Raw genomic sequence first — 17,575 nt, forward strand, 5'->3', positions numbered from 1 at the left:
CTCCCTTGCCTGTTGCGATGCTGGTTCGGTGGCCGCCGTTACAGCGATCGCGCGATCAGCAGCTTCATCACCTCGTTGGTGCCGCCGTAGATCTTCTGGATTCGCGAATCCACGAACATCCGCCCGATCGGATACTCCTGCATGTAACCGTAACCGCCATGCAGCTGCAGGCAATCGTCGACGGTCTCGACCTGCTTCTGCGTGGTCCACCACTTCGCCATCGACGCCGTCACCGCATCGAGGTCGCCGGCGATCAGCCGCTCGATGCAGAAGTCGACGAACACACGCCCGATGAACGCTTCGGTCTTGCGCTCGGCGAGCGTGAAGGCGGTGTTCTGGAATTCGATGATCGGCTGGCCGAACGCCTTGCGCTCGCGGGTGTAGTCCGTGGTCAGCTTGACCGCGCGCTCCATCGCCGCCACGGCGCCGACCGCGATGATCAGCCGCTCCTGCGGCAATTGCTGCATCAATTGAACGAAGCCCTTGCCCTCCTCGCCACCGAGCACGTTCTCCTTCGGCGCCGTCGCGTTTTCGAAGAAAAGTTCGGAGGTGTCGGACGCGTGCAGACCGATCTTGTCGAGGTTGCGGCCGCGCTTGAAACCGGGATTGTCCTCGGTCTCCAGCGCGATCAGCGACAGGCCCTTGGCGCCCGGGCCGCCGGTGCGAGCGACGACGATGATCAGATCGGCGTTCTGGCCATTGGTGATAAAGGTCTTCTGGCCGTTGATGACGTAGGTGTCGCCCTCGAGCTTCGCAGTGGTCCGCACGCTCTGCAGATCGGAGCCGGTTCCGGGCTCGGTCATCGCGATAGCGCCGATCAGCTCGCCCCGCGCCATTGCGGGAAGCCAACGCAGCCTCTGCTCTTCCGAGCCGTAGTTCAGGATGTAGTGCGCGACGATGCCGCTCGACACGGTGACGCCCGACAGCGCGTCCGGGACAATCGACTCCATGTCCTCATAGATCGCGGCGTCGTAAGCGAAGCTGGCGCCGAGACCGCCATAGGCCTCCGGGACGCTCGGCAGCAGCGCGCCCATTTCGCCGAGCTTGAGCCAGGCGGAACGGTCCACCATCTTCTGATTCCGCCATTTGTCGGCGTGCGGAGCCAGATCCTTGGTGAGAAACTTGCGGAACTGGTCACGAAACGTGTCCAGCTCTTCGGTCATCCAGGGCGATCGATACTGCATGTGTCCTCGCTTAAATGATGAGCCCGCCGCCGCAGACGACGACCTGACCACTGATGTAGTTGGATTCCGGGCTGCAGAACAGATAGACCGCGTCCGCGGCCTCTTCGGCCGTACCGCCGCGGCCGAGCGGGATCATCCGCGCCATCGCATCCAGCATCTGGGGCTGGACACCGACCTTGATGTCGCGACCGGCGACGTCGATGGTCTTCTGTTGCGCTTCGATCGGCTGGGTCAGCCTTGTGTTGATCAGGCCGAACGCGACGCAATTGACGTTGACCTTGTAGCGGCCCCACTCCTTGCACATCGTCCGCGTCAGGCCAACCAGCGACGCCTTGGCCGAAGAATAGCTCGCCTGGCCGGCATTGCCGTAGAGTCCGGCGATCGACGAGATGTTCACCACCTTGCGGAACACCTCGCGCCCGGCCTCGGCCTCCTGCTTGGCGAAGATCCGGATCGGCTCGGCGGCGGCGCGCAGGATGCGGAACGGCGCCACCAGATGCACGTCGAGCATCGCCTGGAATTGCTCGTCGGTCATCTTCTGGATGGTCGAGTCCCAGGTGTAGCCGGCGTTGTTGACGATGATGTCGAGACCGCCGAATTCTTCGACCGCCGCGCCGACGAAGCGGTCGGCGAAGCCTGCCTCGGAGACGCTGCCGTTGATCGCGATCGCCTCGCCACCGCTCGCCTTGATCTCGGCCGCCACAGCATCACCCGGCTCGTCGTCGAGGTCGTTGATCACGACCCGCGCGCCTTCCGACGCGAGCTTCAGTGCGATCGCGCGGCCGATGCCGCGGCCCGATCCGGTGACCAGCGCCACCTTTCCTTGCAGTTTTGACATGTAGATTCCTCAGAATGAAAGACGATGCTAGAGCGCGACGACAGCCTCGCCGGCGAGTTTGACCTCACCGTTCTGGTCGCGTGTTGTGAGGGCGAGCCGGGCGCGACGCTCGCCGCCGGCCTCGAATATTTCGGCGACGGTCCCTTCGCAGGTCAACTCGGCGCCAAGCTGGGTGATCGCGGCGAAGCGGGTCGAGAACGCGCGGATCCGGCTCGGCGCGAACGCGTCACTGAGCGCTTGGCCGAGATAGCCCATCACCAGCATGCCATGCGTGAATACGTCCGGGAAACCCGAGGCCTTGGCAAAGTCGATGTCGACATGGATCGGATTGTGGTCTCCCGAAGCGCCGCAATACAGCGCCAGCTGGTGCCGGCTGATTGCAGGAAACTGCTTGTGCACCATGCGGTCGCCGACCGCGACTTCCGTCTTCATTTCGGTCATGACGTTCATCCGTTCCGCACCACGACGGTCCGCGCCGTATCAGCGACGTGGACGCCGTTCTGATTGGTGACCGCAGTTTCGACCACGATCAGCGTCAGCGCGCCGCCCTTTTTGTCTGTGACGCTGGTGACGCGCGGGCTGAAGGTCAGCGTATCGCCGACCACCACCGGGGTGTGATAGACGAAGCTTTGCTCGCCGTGCAGCACGCGCCCGAGATCGATATCGAGCGCGGTGAGAAACTCGAACGGCTTCTCGTTGTCGAGCATCTCGAGACAGAACAGATAGGTCGGCGGCACCGGGATCGCCGCGAAACCGTCCGTCCTGGCTGCCGCGGCATCACGATAAACCGGATTGCGCTCGCCGAGCGTATCGAGAAAGTAGCGCAGACGCCCTGGCTCGACATGGGCGGTGACCGGCGTGAACCGGTGACCGACCGCAGACTGATCAACCATCGGAATGACCTCAGGCGCGTTCGTACAGCGTCACCACACAGGCGCCGCCGAGACCGAGATTGTGCTGCAGCGCACGCTTGGCGCCCTCCACCTGAGTCGCTTCTGCGCCGCCGCGCAGTTGCCGGGTCAGCTCGTAGCACTGCGCGAGGCCGGTTGCGCCGAGCGGATGGCCCTTCGACAATAATCCGCCGGACGGGTTGGTGACGACCTTGCCGCCGTGGGTGTTGTCGCCATTGTCGATGAACTTTTCAGCGCCGCCCTCCGGACAAAGGCCGAGCGCCTCGTAAGTGATCAGCTCGTTGTGGGCGAAACAGTCGTGCAGCTCGACGACGTCGATGTCGTTCGGCCCGACGCCGGCGGCCTCGTAGACACTGTTCGCAGCGGCACGCGACATGTCGTAACCGACCACACGCATCATATCGCCGGCGTCGAACGTCGACGGCGTATCGGTGGTCATCGCCTGAGCGGCGATCCTGACGTCCTGCCGCAACCCATTGCGCAGCGCGAACTTCTCCGAGACCAGCACCGCCGCAGCGCCGCCGCAGGTCGGCGGACACGCCATCAGCCGCGTCATCACGCCCGGCCAGATCACCTGATCGTTCAGCACGTCGTCCGCGGTCACTTCCTTTCGGAACAGCGCCAGCGGATTCTTCGCGGCGTGGCGGCTGGCCTTCGCTCGCACCTTGGCGAAGGACGACAGCGGCGTGCCGTATTTCTGCATGTGGCTGAGACCCGCGCCGCCAAAATAGCGCAGTGCCAGCGGCACGCCGGGCACGTCGATCAGCCGGCCGGCGGCGGCGTCGAAATCATCGAACGGGCTCGGCCGATCGTCGAACACCGAGCCGAGCGCGCCGGGCTTCATCTGCTCGAAGCCGAGCGCGAGCACGCAATCAGCGGCGCCCGAGGCGATCGCCTGCCGCGCCAGAAACAGCGCCGTCGAACCGGTCGAGCAGTTGTTGTTGACGTTGACGATCGGAATGCCGGTCATCCCGACCTGGTACAGCGCACGCTGGCCGCAGGTGGAGTCGCCGTAGACGTAGCCGACGAAGGCCTGCTGGATGGCATCATAGCCGACGCCGGCATCGCGCAGCGCCAGCCGCGCCGCTTCGGCGCCCATCAGGTGGTACGGCTCGTTGGCGCCAGGCTTCACGAACGGAATCATGCCGACGCCGGCGACGTAAACAGGTGACGCCATCTTCCTCTCCAAACTTACCCAGTGGACTTTTTGTTACCCGTGAGTAATATATGGGCCATTCGGCCGAGTCAATCGACAGCCTCCACGGAAACCATGACGGACGAACGCACCGCCAACGATCAATCACCCTGGATGCCGTTCGAGAATCGCCGTCGCGCCCGCGACGAAAAGCGCGAGGCCGTGCTGCGAATGGCGGTGCAGGTGTTTCTCGAACAGGGCTATCATCGCGCCACACTGAATGAAGTGGCCGAACGGCTGAACATCACCAAGCCTGCGCTGTACAATTACTTCCGCAGCAAGGACGAGATCCTGTTCGAGTGCTGGGCGCTCGGCCAGGAACAGGTCGACGATCTGATCGCCGTGATCAACCGCAGCCGCCAGAGCGGCCTCGGCAAGTTGCGCGCGCTGGTCCATGCTTATGCCGAGACGATGGCGACGGATTTCGGCGCCAGCCTGGTGAGGTTCGACCCCCGCGACCTGAAGCCGCACAACGCCGAGAAAGTGCGCGCCGCCAAACGCGGCATCGACCTCACCTTCCGGCGCTATATTGCGGAAGGTATCGCTGACGGCTCGATCAAGCCGTGTGATCCCAAGCTCGCCGCTTTCGCGATCGCAGGCTCTCTGAACTGGATCGGCCATTGGTATCAGCGCGGCGGCTCGCTGACGCCGGATGCGATCGCCGATGAATTCGCCATTCGCCTGACCGATGGCCTCGCCAGGCGATCGGTCAAAAAAGCAAGCGCCGAAGCGGCGCCGGCTCCACGCACGAGAAAACCAACCAAGGGAGAGAATAGATGAATGTCACGCATGGCCTGCGGCGCGCGCTGCAAGTCAACCCGGACGGACTGGCGACCGTATTCAACGGCCGACGCCGCAACTGGCGCGAGGTCGGCGAGCGCGTCGCGCGGCTCGCCGCAGGCCTGCGCGCCAGCGGTGTCGCGGAAGGCGAGCGAGTCGCCTTGCTGTCGCTGAATTCCGACCGATATCTCGAGCTCTATCTCGCCGCCGGCTGGTGCGGCGGCGTCATCGTGCCGCTCAACATCCGCTGGAGCGTGCTGGAGAACGAGGACGCGCTGCGCGACTGCCGGGCGGTGACGCTGGTGGTCGACAAGACCTTCGCGGCGACCGGCGCGGCGATCGCGCAGGCCATCCCGGGCCTCACGCTGATCTATGCCGACGATGGCGATCTGCCCGCGGGGATGCAAGGCTACGAGGACCTGATCGCATCGAGCGCGCCGATTCCGGACGCGATGCGCAAGGGCGACGATCTCGCCGGCATCTTCTACACCGGCGGCACCACCGGCCGATCCAAGGGCGTGATGCTCAGCCACACCAATCTGATGGCCAATGCGCTCAACGCCCTCGGAGAAGGGCTGTTTCCGGGAACGTCGATTTACCTCCACGCTGCGCCGATGTTCCACCTCGCCAACGGCGCGGCGATGTATTCGCTGCTGCTGTCCGGCGGCTCCAACGTGATGGTGCCTGCGTTCACGCCCGAGGGGGTGATGGCCACGATCCAGAACGAGCGCGTCACCGACGTGCTGCTGGTGCCGACGATGATCCAGATGTTCGTCGATCACCCGGCGCTGAAAACCTATGACCTGTCATCGCTGAAGAACATCACCTACGGCGCCTCCCCGATCAGCGAGGCGGTGCTCGCTCGCGCCAGCGCGGCGCTGCCCGACGTGCAGTTCACCCAGGCTTACGGCATGACCGAATTGTCGCCGATCGCGACGCTGCTGCACTGGAAGGAGCATATCGGCGAAGGCAAGGCCAAGGGGCGGCAGCGCGCTGCCGGCCGCGCCGCACTCGGTTGCGAAGTGCGGATCGTCGATGCCGACGACACCCCGCTGCCACACGGAACGGTCGGCGAAATCTGCGTCCGCGGCGACAACGTGATGATGGGCTATTGGGAGCGGCCGGAAGAGACCGCCCGCGCCCTCGCCGGCGGCTGGATGCACACCGGCGACGGCGGCTACATGGACGAGCACGGCTTCGTCTTCGTCGTCGACCGCGTCAAGGACATGATCATTTCCGGAGGTGAGAACGTCTACTCGGTCGAGGTCGAGAACGCCGTGGCGCAGCACCCTGCGGTCGCGCAATGCGCGGTGATCGGCATTCCGCACGAAGCCTGGGGCGAGCAGGTCCACGCCGTGGTCGTCACCAAGGCGGGCGCGACGGTCACCGCCGACGAACTAATCGCGCACTGCAAGGCGTTGATCGCCGGATACAAATGTCCGCGCAGCGTCGACATCACGGAGACGCCGCTGCCGCTGTCCGGCGCCGGCAAGATCCTCAAGCGCGAGCTGCGCCAGCCCTATTGGGAAAACCGCGAACGCCGCGTGAGCTGAGGCTCACGTTACAAAACGTCTCACAGCATCGGCCTGAGTTGAAACTGGCCGATGCTGTGAAATTTTCCAGTGGCGCTGTCCTGTCGGCAGACCGCGATCCGGTCGATCGCGATAGTCTCCAGACCAAGCGCATCGAACTGCGCACGCAGCACGCCCAGCAGTTCGCCGTGCCGCGCGCGGTCCAGCGAACCGGTCAGCGTCATGTGAAAGCGGAATTCCTCGATCACGTAGGGATAGCCCCAGTCATCGAGATACTCGACCTGGCGAGACGTCAACAGCGCGGGTTTTCTGCGCGCCCGATCCTCCGGCGTCAGCGGCGCGCGGAAGGGATCGAAGCTGCGCACGCAGTCGGCGGCCAATTGGAGGAGCTCTTCGGAGGGCAACGAAGGCACCAACGCGATGAAGCTGCCGATCGATTGAACCACCGGCGCGATGATCGGGATCGCCCGCGGCGTTTCCGCAAAGGTGGCGCACGCCCACAGAAGCTCCGCCTCGTTGTGGCCGGCGGCCAACGCCATCGGCGCCTTCATCGTGGCATGGAAGCCGTATTTGCGCGGATCGCCGGTGATCTCGGCCCAATCCGGGACGGCGCGCACCATCTCGTCCGGAAACGACAGCTCCGCACCGGCGAAAACGTCGTAGCCGAGCAGCGTCGCCCCGAACCGGTCGAGCGCGCTGCCGGGCGGCGGGAGAAAATAGATGGCGTAACGGGGAAAGCTGGACATCACAGACAGAATAGCCGCGTCTCAGGCCACGGCAACCGTCTGGCGCGCCGCCTTGTGCGACATCACGAAGCGCTCCGGCTCATCGAGATAGACGAGCCGCCCGCATGCGATCGCGGCGACCAGCCGCGGCCGCAATGCGATCCGGTCGTCGACGATCAGGATATCGGCGCGCTTGCCGACGGCGAGCACGCCACGATCGGACAGTCCCGCGGCGCAAGCGGGCGACTCCGAAATCAGCCGCCAGGCCTGCGGCAACGGCAGAATGCCGTCATGCACCAGTCGGAACACCGCCAGCAGCGGCGCGGGATAATAATAGTCCGACGCCAGCACCGAGCACAGCCCCTTGCCGATCATGTCGGCGGCTTTGGTCCAGCCGGTGTGGCTGCCGCCGCGCACCACATTGGGCGCGCCGAAAACGATGAAATCTCCGGCTGCCGCCGCCTCGCGCGCGGTGTCTTCGGTGGTCGGGAACTCGGCGATGCGGACGCCGAGCGCGCGATATTCCCGACGCATCTGCGGCGTATCGTCGTCATGAGACAGCATCGGCACTCCGGCGGCGCGGGCGCAGGCGGCCAGGCGCGCATTGGCGCCCGGCACTTCGGCGGTGCGCGACGCCACGCGCTCGACCAGCCTGTCGAACTCTTCGTCGGACAGTCCGGTGCGCTCGACCATGCGGGCGCGCCGGTGCGGACGCGAAAGATCCGCTATCGTCCCATCCATGTGATCGTTGAACGCGAACAGGTCGATGCGGCCTTCAGCGATCCATCGCGAGATCTCGTCGACGGCGTCGAGATTGAACGTTTCGTGGCGAAGATGGATGCGCGTGTCGACGGCGAGCATGGGTCTGGTCAGGTCGATCGCATCGAGCATCCGCCGGGCATTGGCGGCACTGCGCAGCCCCGGCTCCCAAGACCATGTCACAGCGTGGAACATCGTGGTGATGCCATTGCCGATCGCCTGACGATCGCTCTCCGCGAGCGCGACGTCGATCGGGAAATCGACACCCGGCCGCGGCATCATCTGCCGCTCAAAGGCGTCGCCATGCAGATCGACGATTCCGGGCAGCACGAGCAGACCGCTCGCGTCAATCTGAGTCGCCGCGGGGCGCAAGGCAGAGCCGGCCGCCTCGATCACCCCGCCGGAGATCTGGAGCGTAGCTTCGCTCAGATCGCCATCCAATAGCGTGCGGCCACCTTCGATCAGGATATCGATCATGTCGTCACTTCCTTGCGGCGCGGCTGCGTGCGAGCTTCGGCTTCATATTTGTCAAGAAACTCTTCCACCGGCAATCTGCGAAAATCCGGCAGCGCCTTGCGCAGCGCCTCGTGATCCCAATCCCACCATGTCAGATCCGCCAGCCGGTTGGCGACGAACTCCGGAAAGCGCCGCTTGATCAAGCGCGCCGGGTTGCCGGCGACGATGGTGTAGGCCGGCACGTCGCGGGTGACGATCGCGCCCGCAGCGACCACCGCACCGGTGCCGATATTGCGGCCCGGCAGAACGATCGCACCATGCCCGATCCAGACATCGTGGCCGATATGGACATGATGCGCCCGACGCCATGCGAAGAACTCCGCATCGTCGCTTTCACCTTCGAAGTAAGCGCTGGCGCGATAGGTGAAATGCGCCTGCGTGACCCGCTGCATCGGATGGTTGCCGGGGTTGATCCGTGTCATCGCCGCGATCGAGCAGAATTTGCCGATGGTCGAGTAGGTGATTTGCGCATCGTTGACGACGTAGGAGTAGTCGTCCATCGCCACCTCGTGAAGGATGGTGCGCGCGCCGACCTCGCAATAGGCGCCGAGCTTCACCTCATGCAGTTGCGCCGTGGGATCGACGGTCGGTTCGACCGAGAGCATTTTCGCCACTATCAGGTTTCCGGGTTCAGTTTGTCGAAGCAGAGGTTCTTCGGCGGACTTGGTGACAGTGTTGTGACGCCGCGATGACGAGCGCGCACTGTGCATAACTGCCAAGTAAGCGATTGTCATATGCCTGCAAAATACCGGCGTTAGCGATACAGCCGATTGAGCGTCGGGAGTCGGGAATGCTGGTTATTGAAGGTCTCACATGCCGGTTCGGCAGCAAAGCCGCGGTCGACGCTGCATCGTTCTCGATTGATCGCGGCAGCTTCGTCGGCGTCATCGGCCGATCCGGCGCCGGCAAATCGACGCTGCTGCGGATGTTGAACCGTCTCGCCGAACCTTCCGAAGGCCGCATTCTGTTCGAGGGCGTCGACGTCACTGCGTTGCAGGGTCGCGAATTGCGACAATGGCGCGCACGCTCGGCGATGATTTTCCAGCAGTTCAACCTGGTCGGCCGGCTCGACGTGCTGACCAATGTGCTGATGGGCCGGCTCGCCCATGTTCCCGCCTGGCGATCGCTCGCACAGGTGTGGCCGGAGAAGGATCGCGCACTGGCGATGTCGGCGCTCGATCAGTTCGACATCGCGCCGCTCGCGGCGCAGCGCGCCGACCAATTGTCGGGCGGACAGCAGCAACGCGTCGCCATCGCCCGTGCGCTGGTGCAGGAGCCCGATCTGATCCTGGCGGACGAGCCGATCGCCTCGCTCGATCCGCGCAACACCAAAGTCGTGATGGACGCGCTGCTACGCATCAACAAGCACTTTGGAATCACCGTGCTGTGCAACTTGCACTCGCTCGACCTCGCGCGCAGCTATTGCGACCGGCTGATCGGCATGGCCAACGGCCGCATCGTGTTCGACGGCGCGCCTGCGGAACTGACCGACAGCATCGCGCGCGAACTCTACGACCTCGAGGCCGACGATGTGATGGGATCGGCGCCCGTTCATGCGCCGATCGGAGCACTGGTGCCTCAGCTGGGCACGGTCGCAGCCTGATTGAAACGCCCCGCTCGCGCGCAGCCTGCGGTGGCAGCCTGCGGCGAGACGGCCGTATGATTCTTCAACAGCAGGGATGTCACGATGACCATCAACCGTCGATCCGTTCTTCTTACCGCCGCCGCGCTGGCCTTCACGGCGTCCGCCGCGACGGCGCAGGACTACAAGTCCAAATATCCGGAGCTGACCTTTGCGGTCGTGCCGGCCGAGAATGCTTCGGGTGTGACGGAACGATGGTCACCTTTCGTCGCCTACCTGTCGAAGGAACTCGGCGTGAAGGTCAATCTGCGGATCGCCAATGACTACGCTGCCGTGATCGAGGGCCAGCGCGCCGGCAATATCCAGCTTGCCAGCTACGGCTCGGCGTCCTTCGCCCGAGCCCGGCTGACCGGCGTCAAGACCGAAGCCTTCGCCAACGACATCAACAAGGACGGTTCGACCGGCTACTATTCGGTGTTTTTCGTCAAGGCGAGCAGCCCGTACAAGAGCATCGACGAGATGAAGGGCAAGAACCTCGGTCTGGTCGATCCGAATTCGACCTCCGGCAACAACGTGCCGCGGTTCGAGCTCGACAAGATGGGCATCTCCGATGCCGAGGGCTATTTCGGCAAGGTCGTCTTCACCGGCAGCCACGAAAACGCAATCCTGGCGCTGGCGCAAGGCACGGTCGACATCGCCGCCAACCAGTGGACCAACGACAACGACTCGACGCTGGCGCAGATGCTGAACAAAGGCATGCTGAAGAACGCCGACGGTAGCGCGATGAAGAAGGAAGACTTCCGCATCGTCCACAAGTCCGCACCAGTCATCAACGGACCTTACGCCTACAATGCGGATCTGCCGGAAGACCTGAAGACGGCGATCGCCAAGGCGTTCCTCGACGCACCGACCAAGGGTAAGGCGGCTTTCGATCGCCTCTCGGACGGCCAGAAGCAGGGCTTTCATGCTGCGACCACCAAGGATTGGGACGGCACCATCGAGTTGATCCGGTTCGTCGACGCGTTGCGTAAGAAGAAGGCCTCCTGAGTCCCAGCACTTCCCGCGGGCCGGATCCTTCGGGATCCGGCCCTGTTTTTTGCGTACCGAAAGCCCCGATTACATGGCGCTGGCCGTTTCGCTGCTTCCCGATCCACAACTCGACGCGCTGCACACGGCCTATCGGAATGCCAAGTCTCGGCGCCGACGACGGTCCGCTTTGGCCTTCGGCATTGGGCTCCTTGCGCTGTTGACAGCCGCGTTCGGCGCAGAGGTCGATCTCGGCACGTTGGTCAGCAAGATCGGCAACTTCTTCAGCTATTTCGATCGCATCTTCCGGCTCGAGAACGGCGCCAGGGCGTGGACCGATCCTACCGAATGGTTCTGGGGCTGGCGGAAATGGTTGTCGCTGCTGGGCGAGACCATTCTGATCAGCTATGTCGGCACGCTGATCGGTGCTGTGCTGGCGCTGCTGCTGAACTTCCTCGCCGCCCAAAATACAGCGCCACATCCGTGGCTGCTGTTCGTGACGCGGCGCTTCATGGAAGTTTGCCGCACCGTTCCCGATATCGTGTTCGCGCTGGTGTTCGTCATCGCCTTCGGGCTCGGCCCGATGGCGGGCGTCCTGGCGATCGCGATCCATACGACCGGCGCGCTCGGCAAACTGTTCGCGGAGATCGTCGAGAACATCGACATGAAGCCCGTCGAGGGCGTCCGCTCGACCGGCGCCGGCTGGATGGCGTGCATGCGCTTTGCGGTGCTGCCGCAAGCGATCGCGGGATTCGCCAGCTACGCCTTGCTGCGCTTCGAGGTCAACGTCCGCGGCGCCTCGGTGATGGGATTCGTCGGCGCCGGCGGCATCGGCCAGGAGTTGGTCGTCGCGATCCGCAAATTCTATTACTCCGACGTGAGCGCGATCCTGCTGATGATCGTGGTCACTGTGTTCCTGATCGATATTTCGACCGGCTGGATCCGCGGTCGCCTGTTCGGAGGACGGACATGACCAACCAGATGCGGCCCGACCTGGAGACACTAAAAGCCCGCTATCCCGAAACTTTCGGTCCGCCTGCGGCCTCGCGGCTCGGCGTTCCGGCAATCGCGCTCGCTGCGCTGGCGCTGCTGATCTTCGGCCTGATCGAGCTGGACTTTTCACCGCAGCGGATCTGGGCGGGCCTCAGTCAACTCGGATGGATTACCCTTCTGATGGTCCCGCCGGATCCGGGCTCCTCTTTGCCGGCCTATCTCGCCGCCATGGGCGAGACGCTGTCGATCGCGCTGCTGGGCACCACGCTGGCGGCAGTGATCGCGCTGCCGGTCAGCCTGCTCGCCGCACGCAACGTCGTTCCCACGCAATTCATCCGATTCCCGGTGCGGCGCTTTCTGGATGGAATCCGCGGTGTCGACACGCTGATCTGGGCCCTGGTCTGGATCAACGTTGTCGGTCTCGGCCCATTTGCGGGCGTGCTGGCCATCGCCGTGGCGGATTTCGGCGCATTCGGAAAGCTGTTTTCCGAAGCGATTGAAACCGCTGATCGCAAGGAGGTCGAAGGAGTTCGCGCCTCCGGCGGCAGCGCACTGCACGAAATCCGCTTCGGGTTGCTGCCTCAGGTCCTGCCGGTGATCGCCGGGCAGGTGCTGTACTTCATCGAGTCGAACACGCGTTCAGCGACGATCATCGGCATCGTCGGCGCGGGTGGCATCGGACTGCAGCTCGCCGAGCAGATTCGCGTGCTGGAATGGCAGAAGGTGTCGTTCCTGATCCTGATGATCCTGATTGCGGTGGCGGCAATCGACTGGATCTCGAACCGGCTGCGCTTTGCGATCATCGGCCGTCGCGCCATCGCTTGACGGCGATCGCCCTATTCGGTCTCGACCACGAACTCGACGCGTTCCGCGGCAAAGCGGGCCTGGATCGCGAGCAGCGGCCGCCCTTTGCTGTCGACGTCGAGCCCCTCGACGATCAGCACGGGGCGACCGATGCCGAGATTGAGCCGCGCCGCGTCGCCGGCATCGGCGATCGCCGCGGTGATACGCGTGGAAGCGCGGCGATAGTCGCGGATGCCATAATGCGCCAACACCTTGGTCATCGAACTGAAGCGCCGATACAGCTCGCCGGCTTCGGGAAACCTGTCGGCTGAAAGCCAGGTGGTGCCGACGCAGATGGCCGCGCGGTCGGCGAGCCGCAACGCATCGATACGGATCAAGGCAGCGCCGGGTTTGAGGTCGAGTTGGCGGGCCAGTTCTCGCGTCGCCTCTTCTTGGCTCGCCGCCAGTAATTGGCCGCGCGGTTCGCGCCCGCCGGCGCCGACGATTTCCGAGAACCGCGTACGCGAACGTAGCGGATAGGCGATCCGCGAGGCCTCGACATAGGTGCCGCTGCCACGCTCGGCCCGCACCAGACCACGCTCCGCGAGCGCCGCCAGGGCCCGCCGCACGGTGTGGCGATTGACGCGATGGGAATGCGCGATGTCGACCTCACCGGGCAGTTTCTCGCCGGCCGCATAGCTGCCATCTGCGATCTTTCGTTCGATCGAATCTGCCACCTTTCGCCACAGCGCGACGCCTGAATCCGGCTCTAATATCGTCATCGGTTCTATCGCTCCGGTCGACTCGCAGCATCGGGATTTCGTGACGCCGTCATCAAAAGGTCATGGCGCACCGTTATGAAGTTGTCTAATATCACATACAACTTCAGGCAGACCATAGCCAAGATGATGCCCACTGAAACAATCCAGCAAACCCGCCAGGCGGCCATGGCCGTGCTGGTTCATGCCGCGGCCGACGACATTGCAGCCCGACTGTCGGATCTCGAACTGCCGGCCAGCATGGCTCTGCGTGAGCCGGAGAACGGCCTGGTCATGGTGCGCGGCCGAATCGGCGGCGACGGCTCGGCATTCAATCTCGGCGAAGCGACAGTGACGCGAGCGGCGGTGCGGCTCGCCAGCGGCGAATGCGGCTTCGGCTACACGCTCGGCCGCGATCGTGACAAGGCGCGGCTGATCGCTCTGTGCGACGCGCTGATCCAGACTGCCGACTACGCCGCGACGATCGAGGCCAATGTGCTGGCGCCGCTGCGGGCGGAGCAAGCGGCGGAGCGGCAGCGCAAGGCCGAGCAGACCGCGGCGACCAAGGTCGACTTCTACACGCTGGTGCGGGGCGAGGGTTGATGATGACACCAGCAGTCCAACTCTCGGCGGGCTTTGCCGATCAAGTCACGGCGGCGCAGGCGACGTTTCGTTCGGTGATGCAGGCGATGGCGCGGCCGGGCATCGTTCAAAGGATCGATGTCGAGCTTGGCGCTGTGCCCGCGCCCCTGGCGCACGCCACCGCGGCGATCGCGCTGACGCTGCTCGACCATGACACCCCACTCTGGCTCGACGCCGCTGCAAACACGCCGGCCGTGACGCAGTGGCTGCGTTTTCACACCTCGGCGCCGTTGACCGAAGCGCCGGACGCCGCGGCGTTCGCGCTGATTGCAGATCCTCGCGCCATGCCGCCGCCTGAGCGCTTCGCGCTCGGCAGCAACGACTATCCGGATCGCTCGACCACGCTGATCCTGCAGCTCGAAAGCCTCGATCAAGGCGCGGCGTTCGAACTCAGAGGTCCCGGGATCCGCGGCTCCGTGATGCTGCGCGCGCCGCTACCGGACAACCTTGTGTCGCTGCACGAAACCAATCACGCGCTGTTTCCGTGCGGCATCGATCTGATCCTGGTCGCAGGCGACAGGATCGTCGCGATCCCGCGGACCACGCGACTCCTCGCCAAGGGAGGCAATTGATGTATGTCGCCGTCAAGGGTGGCGAACGCGCCATCGACAACGCGCACCGGCTGCTCGCTCATGAGCGGCGCGGTGATCGCGCCGTGCCGGAAGTAACGCTGGCGCAGATATCCGAACAGCTCGCACTCGGCGTCGACCGGGTGATGGTCGAAGGCTCCCTGTACGACCGCGAACTGGCGGCGCTGGCGATCAAGCAGGCGCGCGGCGATCTGATCGAGGCGATCTTTCTGTTGCGCGCGTTCCGCGCGACGCTGCCGCGGTTCGGCGCGACCGAGCCGGTCGACACCGGCGCGATGGCGGTGCGGCGGAGGGTGTCCTCGACCTTCAAGGACATTCCCGGAGGACAGATCCTCGGGCCCACCTTCGACTACACCCATCGGCTGCTCGATCCGCAACTTGCCGAACACAGTGAGCCGGATCAGCCCGCGAATGCGCCGGCTGCGAAGGAAGCGATGCCGCGCGTCACCGACATCCTCGGCCGTGACGGCCTGATCGAACCCTCGCCTGAATCGGACGCTGAAGCGCCGGTCGGCGATCTCACCCGCGAGCCGCTGGATTTCCCGGCCGATCGCGATCTGCGGCTGCAGAATCTCGCGCGCGGAGACGAAGGTTTCCTGCTCGCGCTCGGATACTCGACGCAACGCGGCTATGGCCGCAGCCATCCGTTCGCCGGCGAAATCCGTTTCGGCGAGGTCGAGTTGGAGTTCGTGGCCGAAGACATCGGCTTCGCGGTGCCGCTCGGCAGCATCGCGCTGACCGAATGCCAGATGGTGAATCAGTTCAAGGGCTCGGCGACCGAGCCGCCCTGCTTCACCCGCGGCTACGGACTCGCTTTCGGACAGAGCGAGCGCAAGACCATGGCGATGGCGCTGGTCGATCGCGCATTGCGCGCGCGCGAACTCGGCGAGGAAGCGTTGGCCCCGGCGCAAGACGAGGAATTCGTGCTGTCACATTCCGACAATGTGCAGGCGACCGGTTTCGTCGAGCATCTCAAGCTGCCGCACTACGTCGACTTTCAGTCCGAACTCGGTCTGGTGCGAAGGTTGCGGCAGGACTTTGCCAATGCCGCCGAACAACCCGATGCATTACGGGAGGCCGCGGAATGAACGCGCCACACTACAACTTCGCCTATCTCGACGAACAGACCAAGCGGATGATCCGTCGCGCGATCCTGAAGGCGATCGCGATCCCCGGCTATCAGGTGCCGTTCGCCAGCCGCGAAATGCCGATGCCCTATGGTTGGGGCACCGGCGGCGTTCAAGTCACGGCGGCGATCCTCGGGCCCGACGACGTGTTGAAGGTGATCGACCAGGGCTCCGACGACACCACCAACGCGATCTCGATCCGGAAATTCTTCGCCAAGACCGCGGGCGTCGCCACCACCACCAGCACTGCGGACGCCAGCGTCATTCAGACACGGCACCGGATTCCGGAAGCGCCGCTGCACGAAGGTCAGGTGCTGGTCTATCAGGTGCCGATCCCGGAGCCGCTGCGTTTCCTCGAGCCGCGCGAGACCGAGACGCGAAGGATGCACGCACTGGCCGAATACGGGCTGATGCACGTCAAGCTGTACGAGGACATCGCCAAGTTCGGCCACATCGCGACGTCCTACGCCTATCCGGTGAAGGTCAATGCGCGCTATGTGATGGATCCGTCGCCGACGCCGAAGTTCGACAATCCTAAGATGAACGACTGCCCGGCGCTGCAATTATTCGGCGCCGGCCGCGAGAAGCGGATCTACGCGATCCCGCCTTACACGCAGGTGGTGTCGCTCGACTTCGAGGATCATCCATTCACGCGGTATCGGCAGGATGCGCCCTGCGCATTGTGCGGCGCCGAGGATTCCTATCTCGACGAGATCGTCACCGACGATCGTGGCGGGCGGATGTTCGTCTGCTCCGACACCGACTATTGCGAGACACGGCAGGCGCAAGGGCATCGCGGCAGCGAGAGCGCGCCGCAAACGGAGAGCGCCGATGCTTGATGGCACCTCTTTGACTCCGACCGATCAGCCACTGCTGGTCGCGGACAACCTCTCGAAATCCTACGGTCGTTTGCAAGCCTGCCGCGACATCTCGTTCAAGCTCTACCCCGGCGAGGTGCTGGCGATCGTCGGCGAATCCGGGTCCGGCAAGTCGACCCTGCTGCAAATGCTGTCGGCGCAACTCACGCCGAGCACCGGGCAGGTCTCGTACCGGATGCGTGACGGCGTGCTCCGCGATCTCGCGGAGCTCGGAGAAGCCGAGCGGCGGTTTCTGTTTCGCACCGACTGGAGCTACGTGCACCAGGACCCGGCGCAGGGATTGCGGATGGCGGTGTCGGCCGGCGCCAATGTCGGCGAACGACTGATGGCCGTGGGCTGGAATCACTACGGCCAAATCCGCGATACCGCCTCGTCGTGGCTGCAACGCGTGGAGATCGCGCTCGACCGCATCGACGACGCGCCGCGGACCTATTCCGGCGGCATGAGGCAGCGGCTGCAGATTGCGCGCAATCTGGTGACCGAGCCGCGGCTGATGTTCATGGACGAGCCGACCGGCGGTCTCGACGTCTCGGTGCAAGCGAGACTTCTCGATCTGCTCCGCGGCCTCGTCACCGACCTCGGCCTTGCCGCCGTGGTCGTCACCCACGACCTCGCAGTGGCGCGGCTGTTGTCGCATCGCGTGATGGTGATGCAGGGCGGTCGCGTGATCGAGACCGGCCTCACCGATCAGGTGCTCGACGATCCGCGCGAGCCCTACACCCAGCTTCTTGTCGCATCGATCCTACCGCCATGAGC

20 protein-coding genes are annotated in these 17,575 nt (G+C 64.5%); 11 read left to right on the top strand and 9 right to left on the bottom strand.

Annotation, left to right across the window (positions count from 1 at the left end; translation table 11 throughout):
- Positions 1 to 38: 38 nt before the first annotated feature.
- From BMY71_RS20715 to BMY71_RS20735, 5 genes are read right to left on the bottom strand one after another with little or no spacing between them, the layout of a single operon-like run.
- Complete coding sequence (locus BMY71_RS20715; RefSeq protein ID WP_011504194.1) at positions 39 to 1,184, bottom strand: acyl-CoA dehydrogenase family protein; 1,146 nt, start codon at positions 1,182 to 1,184, stop codon at positions 39 to 41.
- A gap of 10 nt (positions 1,185 to 1,194) precedes the next feature.
- Positions 1,195 to 2,022 carry an SDR family NAD(P)-dependent oxidoreductase gene (locus BMY71_RS20720; protein ID WP_092686005.1) on the bottom strand — a complete coding sequence of 276 codons (828 nt, stop codon included), beginning with the start codon at positions 2,020 to 2,022 and terminating at the stop codon, positions 1,195 to 1,197.
- Positions 2,023 to 2,049: 27 nt separating this feature from the next.
- Positions 2,050 to 2,454 carry a MaoC family dehydratase gene (locus BMY71_RS20725; protein WP_092686078.1) on the bottom strand — a complete coding sequence of 135 codons (405 nt, stop codon included), beginning with the start codon at positions 2,452 to 2,454 and terminating at the stop codon, positions 2,050 to 2,052.
- A gap of 14 nt (positions 2,455 to 2,468) precedes the next feature.
- Complete coding sequence (locus BMY71_RS20730; protein ID WP_011504197.1) at positions 2,469 to 2,915, bottom strand: MaoC family dehydratase N-terminal domain-containing protein; 447 nt, start codon at positions 2,913 to 2,915, stop codon at positions 2,469 to 2,471.
- A gap of 10 nt (positions 2,916 to 2,925) precedes the next feature.
- Positions 2,926 to 4,110: a lipid-transfer protein gene (locus BMY71_RS20735; RefSeq protein ID WP_092686006.1), complete on the bottom strand. Its 1,185-nt coding sequence runs from the start codon at positions 4,108 to 4,110 to the stop codon at positions 2,926 to 2,928.
- Between the two features lie 93 nt (positions 4,111 to 4,203).
- On the opposite strand from BMY71_RS20735, the gene BMY71_RS20740 reads away from it, so the two are divergent.
- Positions 4,204 to 4,908 (top strand): TetR/AcrR family transcriptional regulator, encoded by a 705-nt coding sequence (locus tag BMY71_RS20740; RefSeq protein ID WP_139202705.1) that lies wholly within the window; start codon positions 4,204 to 4,206, stop codon positions 4,906 to 4,908.
- Complete coding sequence (locus BMY71_RS20745) at positions 4,905 to 6,461, top strand: acyl-CoA synthetase (RefSeq protein WP_092686007.1); 1,557 nt, start codon at positions 4,905 to 4,907, stop codon at positions 6,459 to 6,461. Before BMY71_RS20740 ends, BMY71_RS20745 begins: the two co-directional genes overlap by 4 nt.
- 20 nt (positions 6,462 to 6,481) lie before the next feature.
- On the opposite strand, the gene BMY71_RS20750 is transcribed toward BMY71_RS20745, so the two are convergent.
- Genes BMY71_RS20750 through BMY71_RS20760 form a run of 3 tightly spaced genes read right to left on the bottom strand, consistent with a single transcriptional unit; the run spans position 6,482 to position 9,057 of the window.
- On the bottom strand, positions 6,482 to 7,186 hold the full coding sequence (locus tag BMY71_RS20750) for a DUF1045 domain-containing protein (protein ID WP_092686008.1): 705 nt from the start codon (positions 7,184 to 7,186) through the stop codon (positions 6,482 to 6,484).
- A gap of 21 nt (positions 7,187 to 7,207) precedes the next feature.
- Positions 7,208 to 8,401: an alpha-D-ribose 1-methylphosphonate 5-triphosphate diphosphatase gene (locus tag BMY71_RS20755; protein ID WP_092686009.1), complete on the bottom strand. Its 1,194-nt coding sequence runs from the start codon at positions 8,399 to 8,401 to the stop codon at positions 7,208 to 7,210.
- Positions 8,398 to 9,057: a transferase hexapeptide repeat family protein gene (locus BMY71_RS20760; RefSeq protein ID WP_092686079.1), complete on the bottom strand. Its 660-nt coding sequence runs from the start codon at positions 9,055 to 9,057 to the stop codon at positions 8,398 to 8,400. Before BMY71_RS20760 ends, BMY71_RS20755 begins: the two co-directional genes overlap by 4 nt.
- A gap of 173 nt (positions 9,058 to 9,230) precedes the next feature.
- Between BMY71_RS20760 and phnC the strand changes: the two genes are divergently transcribed.
- The 4 genes from phnC to phnE (BMY71_RS20780) all read left to right on the top strand — a co-directional run bounded on the left by phnC (position 9,231) and on the right by phnE (BMY71_RS20780) (position 12,866).
- Positions 9,231 to 10,043, top strand: coding sequence for a phosphonate ABC transporter ATP-binding protein (phnC, locus tag BMY71_RS20765; protein WP_011504204.1), 813 nt, complete (start codon positions 9,231 to 9,233; stop codon positions 10,041 to 10,043).
- Positions 10,044 to 10,127: 84 nt separating this feature from the next.
- Positions 10,128 to 11,069, top strand: coding sequence for a phosphonate ABC transporter substrate-binding protein (phnD, locus tag BMY71_RS20770; RefSeq protein ID WP_092686010.1), 942 nt, complete (start codon positions 10,128 to 10,130; stop codon positions 11,067 to 11,069).
- A gap of 73 nt (positions 11,070 to 11,142) precedes the next feature.
- The gene (gene phnE, locus BMY71_RS20775; RefSeq protein WP_041805444.1) at positions 11,143 to 12,021 is read left to right on the top strand and encodes a phosphonate ABC transporter, permease protein PhnE; all 879 of its coding nucleotides are present in this window, start codon (positions 11,143 to 11,145) and stop codon (positions 12,019 to 12,021) included.
- Positions 12,018 to 12,866, top strand: coding sequence for a phosphonate ABC transporter, permease protein PhnE (gene phnE, locus BMY71_RS20780; protein WP_011504207.1), 849 nt, complete (start codon positions 12,018 to 12,020; stop codon positions 12,864 to 12,866). The genes phnE (BMY71_RS20775) and phnE (BMY71_RS20780) overlap by 4 nt, the downstream gene beginning before the upstream one ends.
- A gap of 11 nt (positions 12,867 to 12,877) precedes the next feature.
- Here the strand turns inward: phnE (BMY71_RS20780) and phnF are convergent, their stop codons facing one another.
- The gene (phnF, locus tag BMY71_RS20785) at positions 12,878 to 13,606 is read right to left on the bottom strand and encodes a phosphonate metabolism transcriptional regulator PhnF (protein WP_092686011.1); all 729 of its coding nucleotides are present in this window, start codon (positions 13,604 to 13,606) and stop codon (positions 12,878 to 12,880) included.
- A 126-nt stretch (positions 13,607 to 13,732) separates the two neighbouring features.
- Between phnF and phnG the strand changes: the two genes are divergently transcribed.
- The 5 genes from phnG to phnK are packed head-to-tail and all read left to right on the top strand — an operon-like array spanning position 13,733 to position 17,573.
- Positions 13,733 to 14,185: a phosphonate C-P lyase system protein PhnG gene (gene phnG, locus BMY71_RS20790; protein WP_139202706.1), complete on the top strand. Its 453-nt coding sequence runs from the start codon at positions 13,733 to 13,735 to the stop codon at positions 14,183 to 14,185.
- A 2-nt stretch (positions 14,186 to 14,187) separates the two neighbouring features.
- Positions 14,188 to 14,796 carry a phosphonate C-P lyase system protein PhnH gene (gene phnH / locus BMY71_RS20795; RefSeq protein WP_092686080.1) on the top strand — a complete coding sequence of 203 codons (609 nt, stop codon included), beginning with the start codon at positions 14,188 to 14,190 and terminating at the stop codon, positions 14,794 to 14,796.
- Positions 14,796 to 15,902: a carbon-phosphorus lyase complex subunit gene (locus BMY71_RS20800; protein WP_011504211.1), complete on the top strand. Its 1,107-nt coding sequence runs from the start codon at positions 14,796 to 14,798 to the stop codon at positions 15,900 to 15,902. The genes phnH and BMY71_RS20800 overlap by 1 nt, the downstream gene beginning before the upstream one ends.
- Positions 15,899 to 16,780: an alpha-D-ribose 1-methylphosphonate 5-phosphate C-P-lyase PhnJ gene (locus BMY71_RS20805; RefSeq protein ID WP_092686012.1), complete on the top strand. Its 882-nt coding sequence runs from the start codon at positions 15,899 to 15,901 to the stop codon at positions 16,778 to 16,780. Before BMY71_RS20800 ends, BMY71_RS20805 begins: the two co-directional genes overlap by 4 nt.
- Positions 16,773 to 17,573 carry a phosphonate C-P lyase system protein PhnK gene (gene phnK, locus BMY71_RS20810; RefSeq protein ID WP_092686013.1) on the top strand — a complete coding sequence of 267 codons (801 nt, stop codon included), beginning with the start codon at positions 16,773 to 16,775 and terminating at the stop codon, positions 17,571 to 17,573. The genes BMY71_RS20805 and phnK overlap by 8 nt, the downstream gene beginning before the upstream one ends.
- Positions 17,574 to 17,575 lie beyond the last annotated feature (2 nt).

It is taken from the genome of Rhodopseudomonas pseudopalustris (genome assembly GCF_900110435.1).
Lineage (GTDB): Bacteria > Pseudomonadota > Alphaproteobacteria > Rhizobiales > Xanthobacteraceae > Rhodopseudomonas > Rhodopseudomonas pseudopalustris.

Excerpts from the sequence above, each read along its gene's own strand:
- BMY71_RS20740 (WP_139202705.1), top strand. The coding sequence starts at position 4,204 with ATGACGGACGAACGCACCGCCAACGATCAATCACCCTGGATGCCGTTC.
- phnK (WP_092686013.1), top strand. The coding sequence starts at position 16,773 with ATGCTTGATGGCACCTCTTTGACTCCGACCGATCAGCCACTGCTGGTC.
- phnG (WP_139202706.1), top strand. The coding sequence starts at position 13,733 with ATGCCCACTGAAACAATCCAGCAAACCCGCCAGGCGGCCATGGCCGTG.
- BMY71_RS20715 (WP_011504194.1), bottom strand. The coding sequence starts at position 1,184 with ATGCAGTATCGATCGCCCTGGATGACCGAAGAGCTGGACACGTTTCGT.
- BMY71_RS20750 (WP_092686008.1), bottom strand. The coding sequence starts at position 7,186 with ATGTCCAGCTTTCCCCGTTACGCCATCTATTTTCTCCCGCCGCCCGGC.
- phnC (WP_011504204.1), top strand. The coding sequence starts at position 9,231 with ATGCTGGTTATTGAAGGTCTCACATGCCGGTTCGGCAGCAAAGCCGCG.
- phnD (WP_092686010.1), top strand. The coding sequence starts at position 10,128 with ATGACCATCAACCGTCGATCCGTTCTTCTTACCGCCGCCGCGCTGGCC.
- BMY71_RS20755 (WP_092686009.1), bottom strand. The coding sequence starts at position 8,401 with ATGATCGATATCCTGATCGAAGGTGGCCGCACGCTATTGGATGGCGAT.
- BMY71_RS20745 (WP_092686007.1), top strand. The coding sequence starts at position 4,905 with ATGAATGTCACGCATGGCCTGCGGCGCGCGCTGCAAGTCAACCCGGAC.
- phnE (WP_011504207.1), top strand. The coding sequence starts at position 12,018 with ATGACCAACCAGATGCGGCCCGACCTGGAGACACTAAAAGCCCGCTAT.
- BMY71_RS20800 (WP_011504211.1), top strand. The coding sequence starts at position 14,796 with ATGTATGTCGCCGTCAAGGGTGGCGAACGCGCCATCGACAACGCGCAC.
- BMY71_RS20725 (WP_092686078.1), bottom strand. The coding sequence starts at position 2,454 with ATGAAGACGGAAGTCGCGGTCGGCGACCGCATGGTGCACAAGCAGTTT.
- BMY71_RS20730 (WP_011504197.1), bottom strand. The coding sequence starts at position 2,915 with ATGGTTGATCAGTCTGCGGTCGGTCACCGGTTCACGCCGGTCACCGCC.
- BMY71_RS20720 (WP_092686005.1), bottom strand. The coding sequence starts at position 2,022 with ATGTCAAAACTGCAAGGAAAGGTGGCGCTGGTCACCGGATCGGGCCGC.
- BMY71_RS20805 (WP_092686012.1), top strand. The coding sequence starts at position 15,899 with ATGAACGCGCCACACTACAACTTCGCCTATCTCGACGAACAGACCAAG.
- BMY71_RS20735 (WP_092686006.1), bottom strand. The coding sequence starts at position 4,110 with ATGGCGTCACCTGTTTACGTCGCCGGCGTCGGCATGATTCCGTTCGTG.
- phnH (WP_092686080.1), top strand. The coding sequence starts at position 14,188 with ATGACACCAGCAGTCCAACTCTCGGCGGGCTTTGCCGATCAAGTCACG.
- phnE (WP_041805444.1), top strand. The coding sequence starts at position 11,143 with ATGGCGCTGGCCGTTTCGCTGCTTCCCGATCCACAACTCGACGCGCTG.
- phnF (WP_092686011.1), bottom strand. The coding sequence starts at position 13,606 with ATGACGATATTAGAGCCGGATTCAGGCGTCGCGCTGTGGCGAAAGGTG.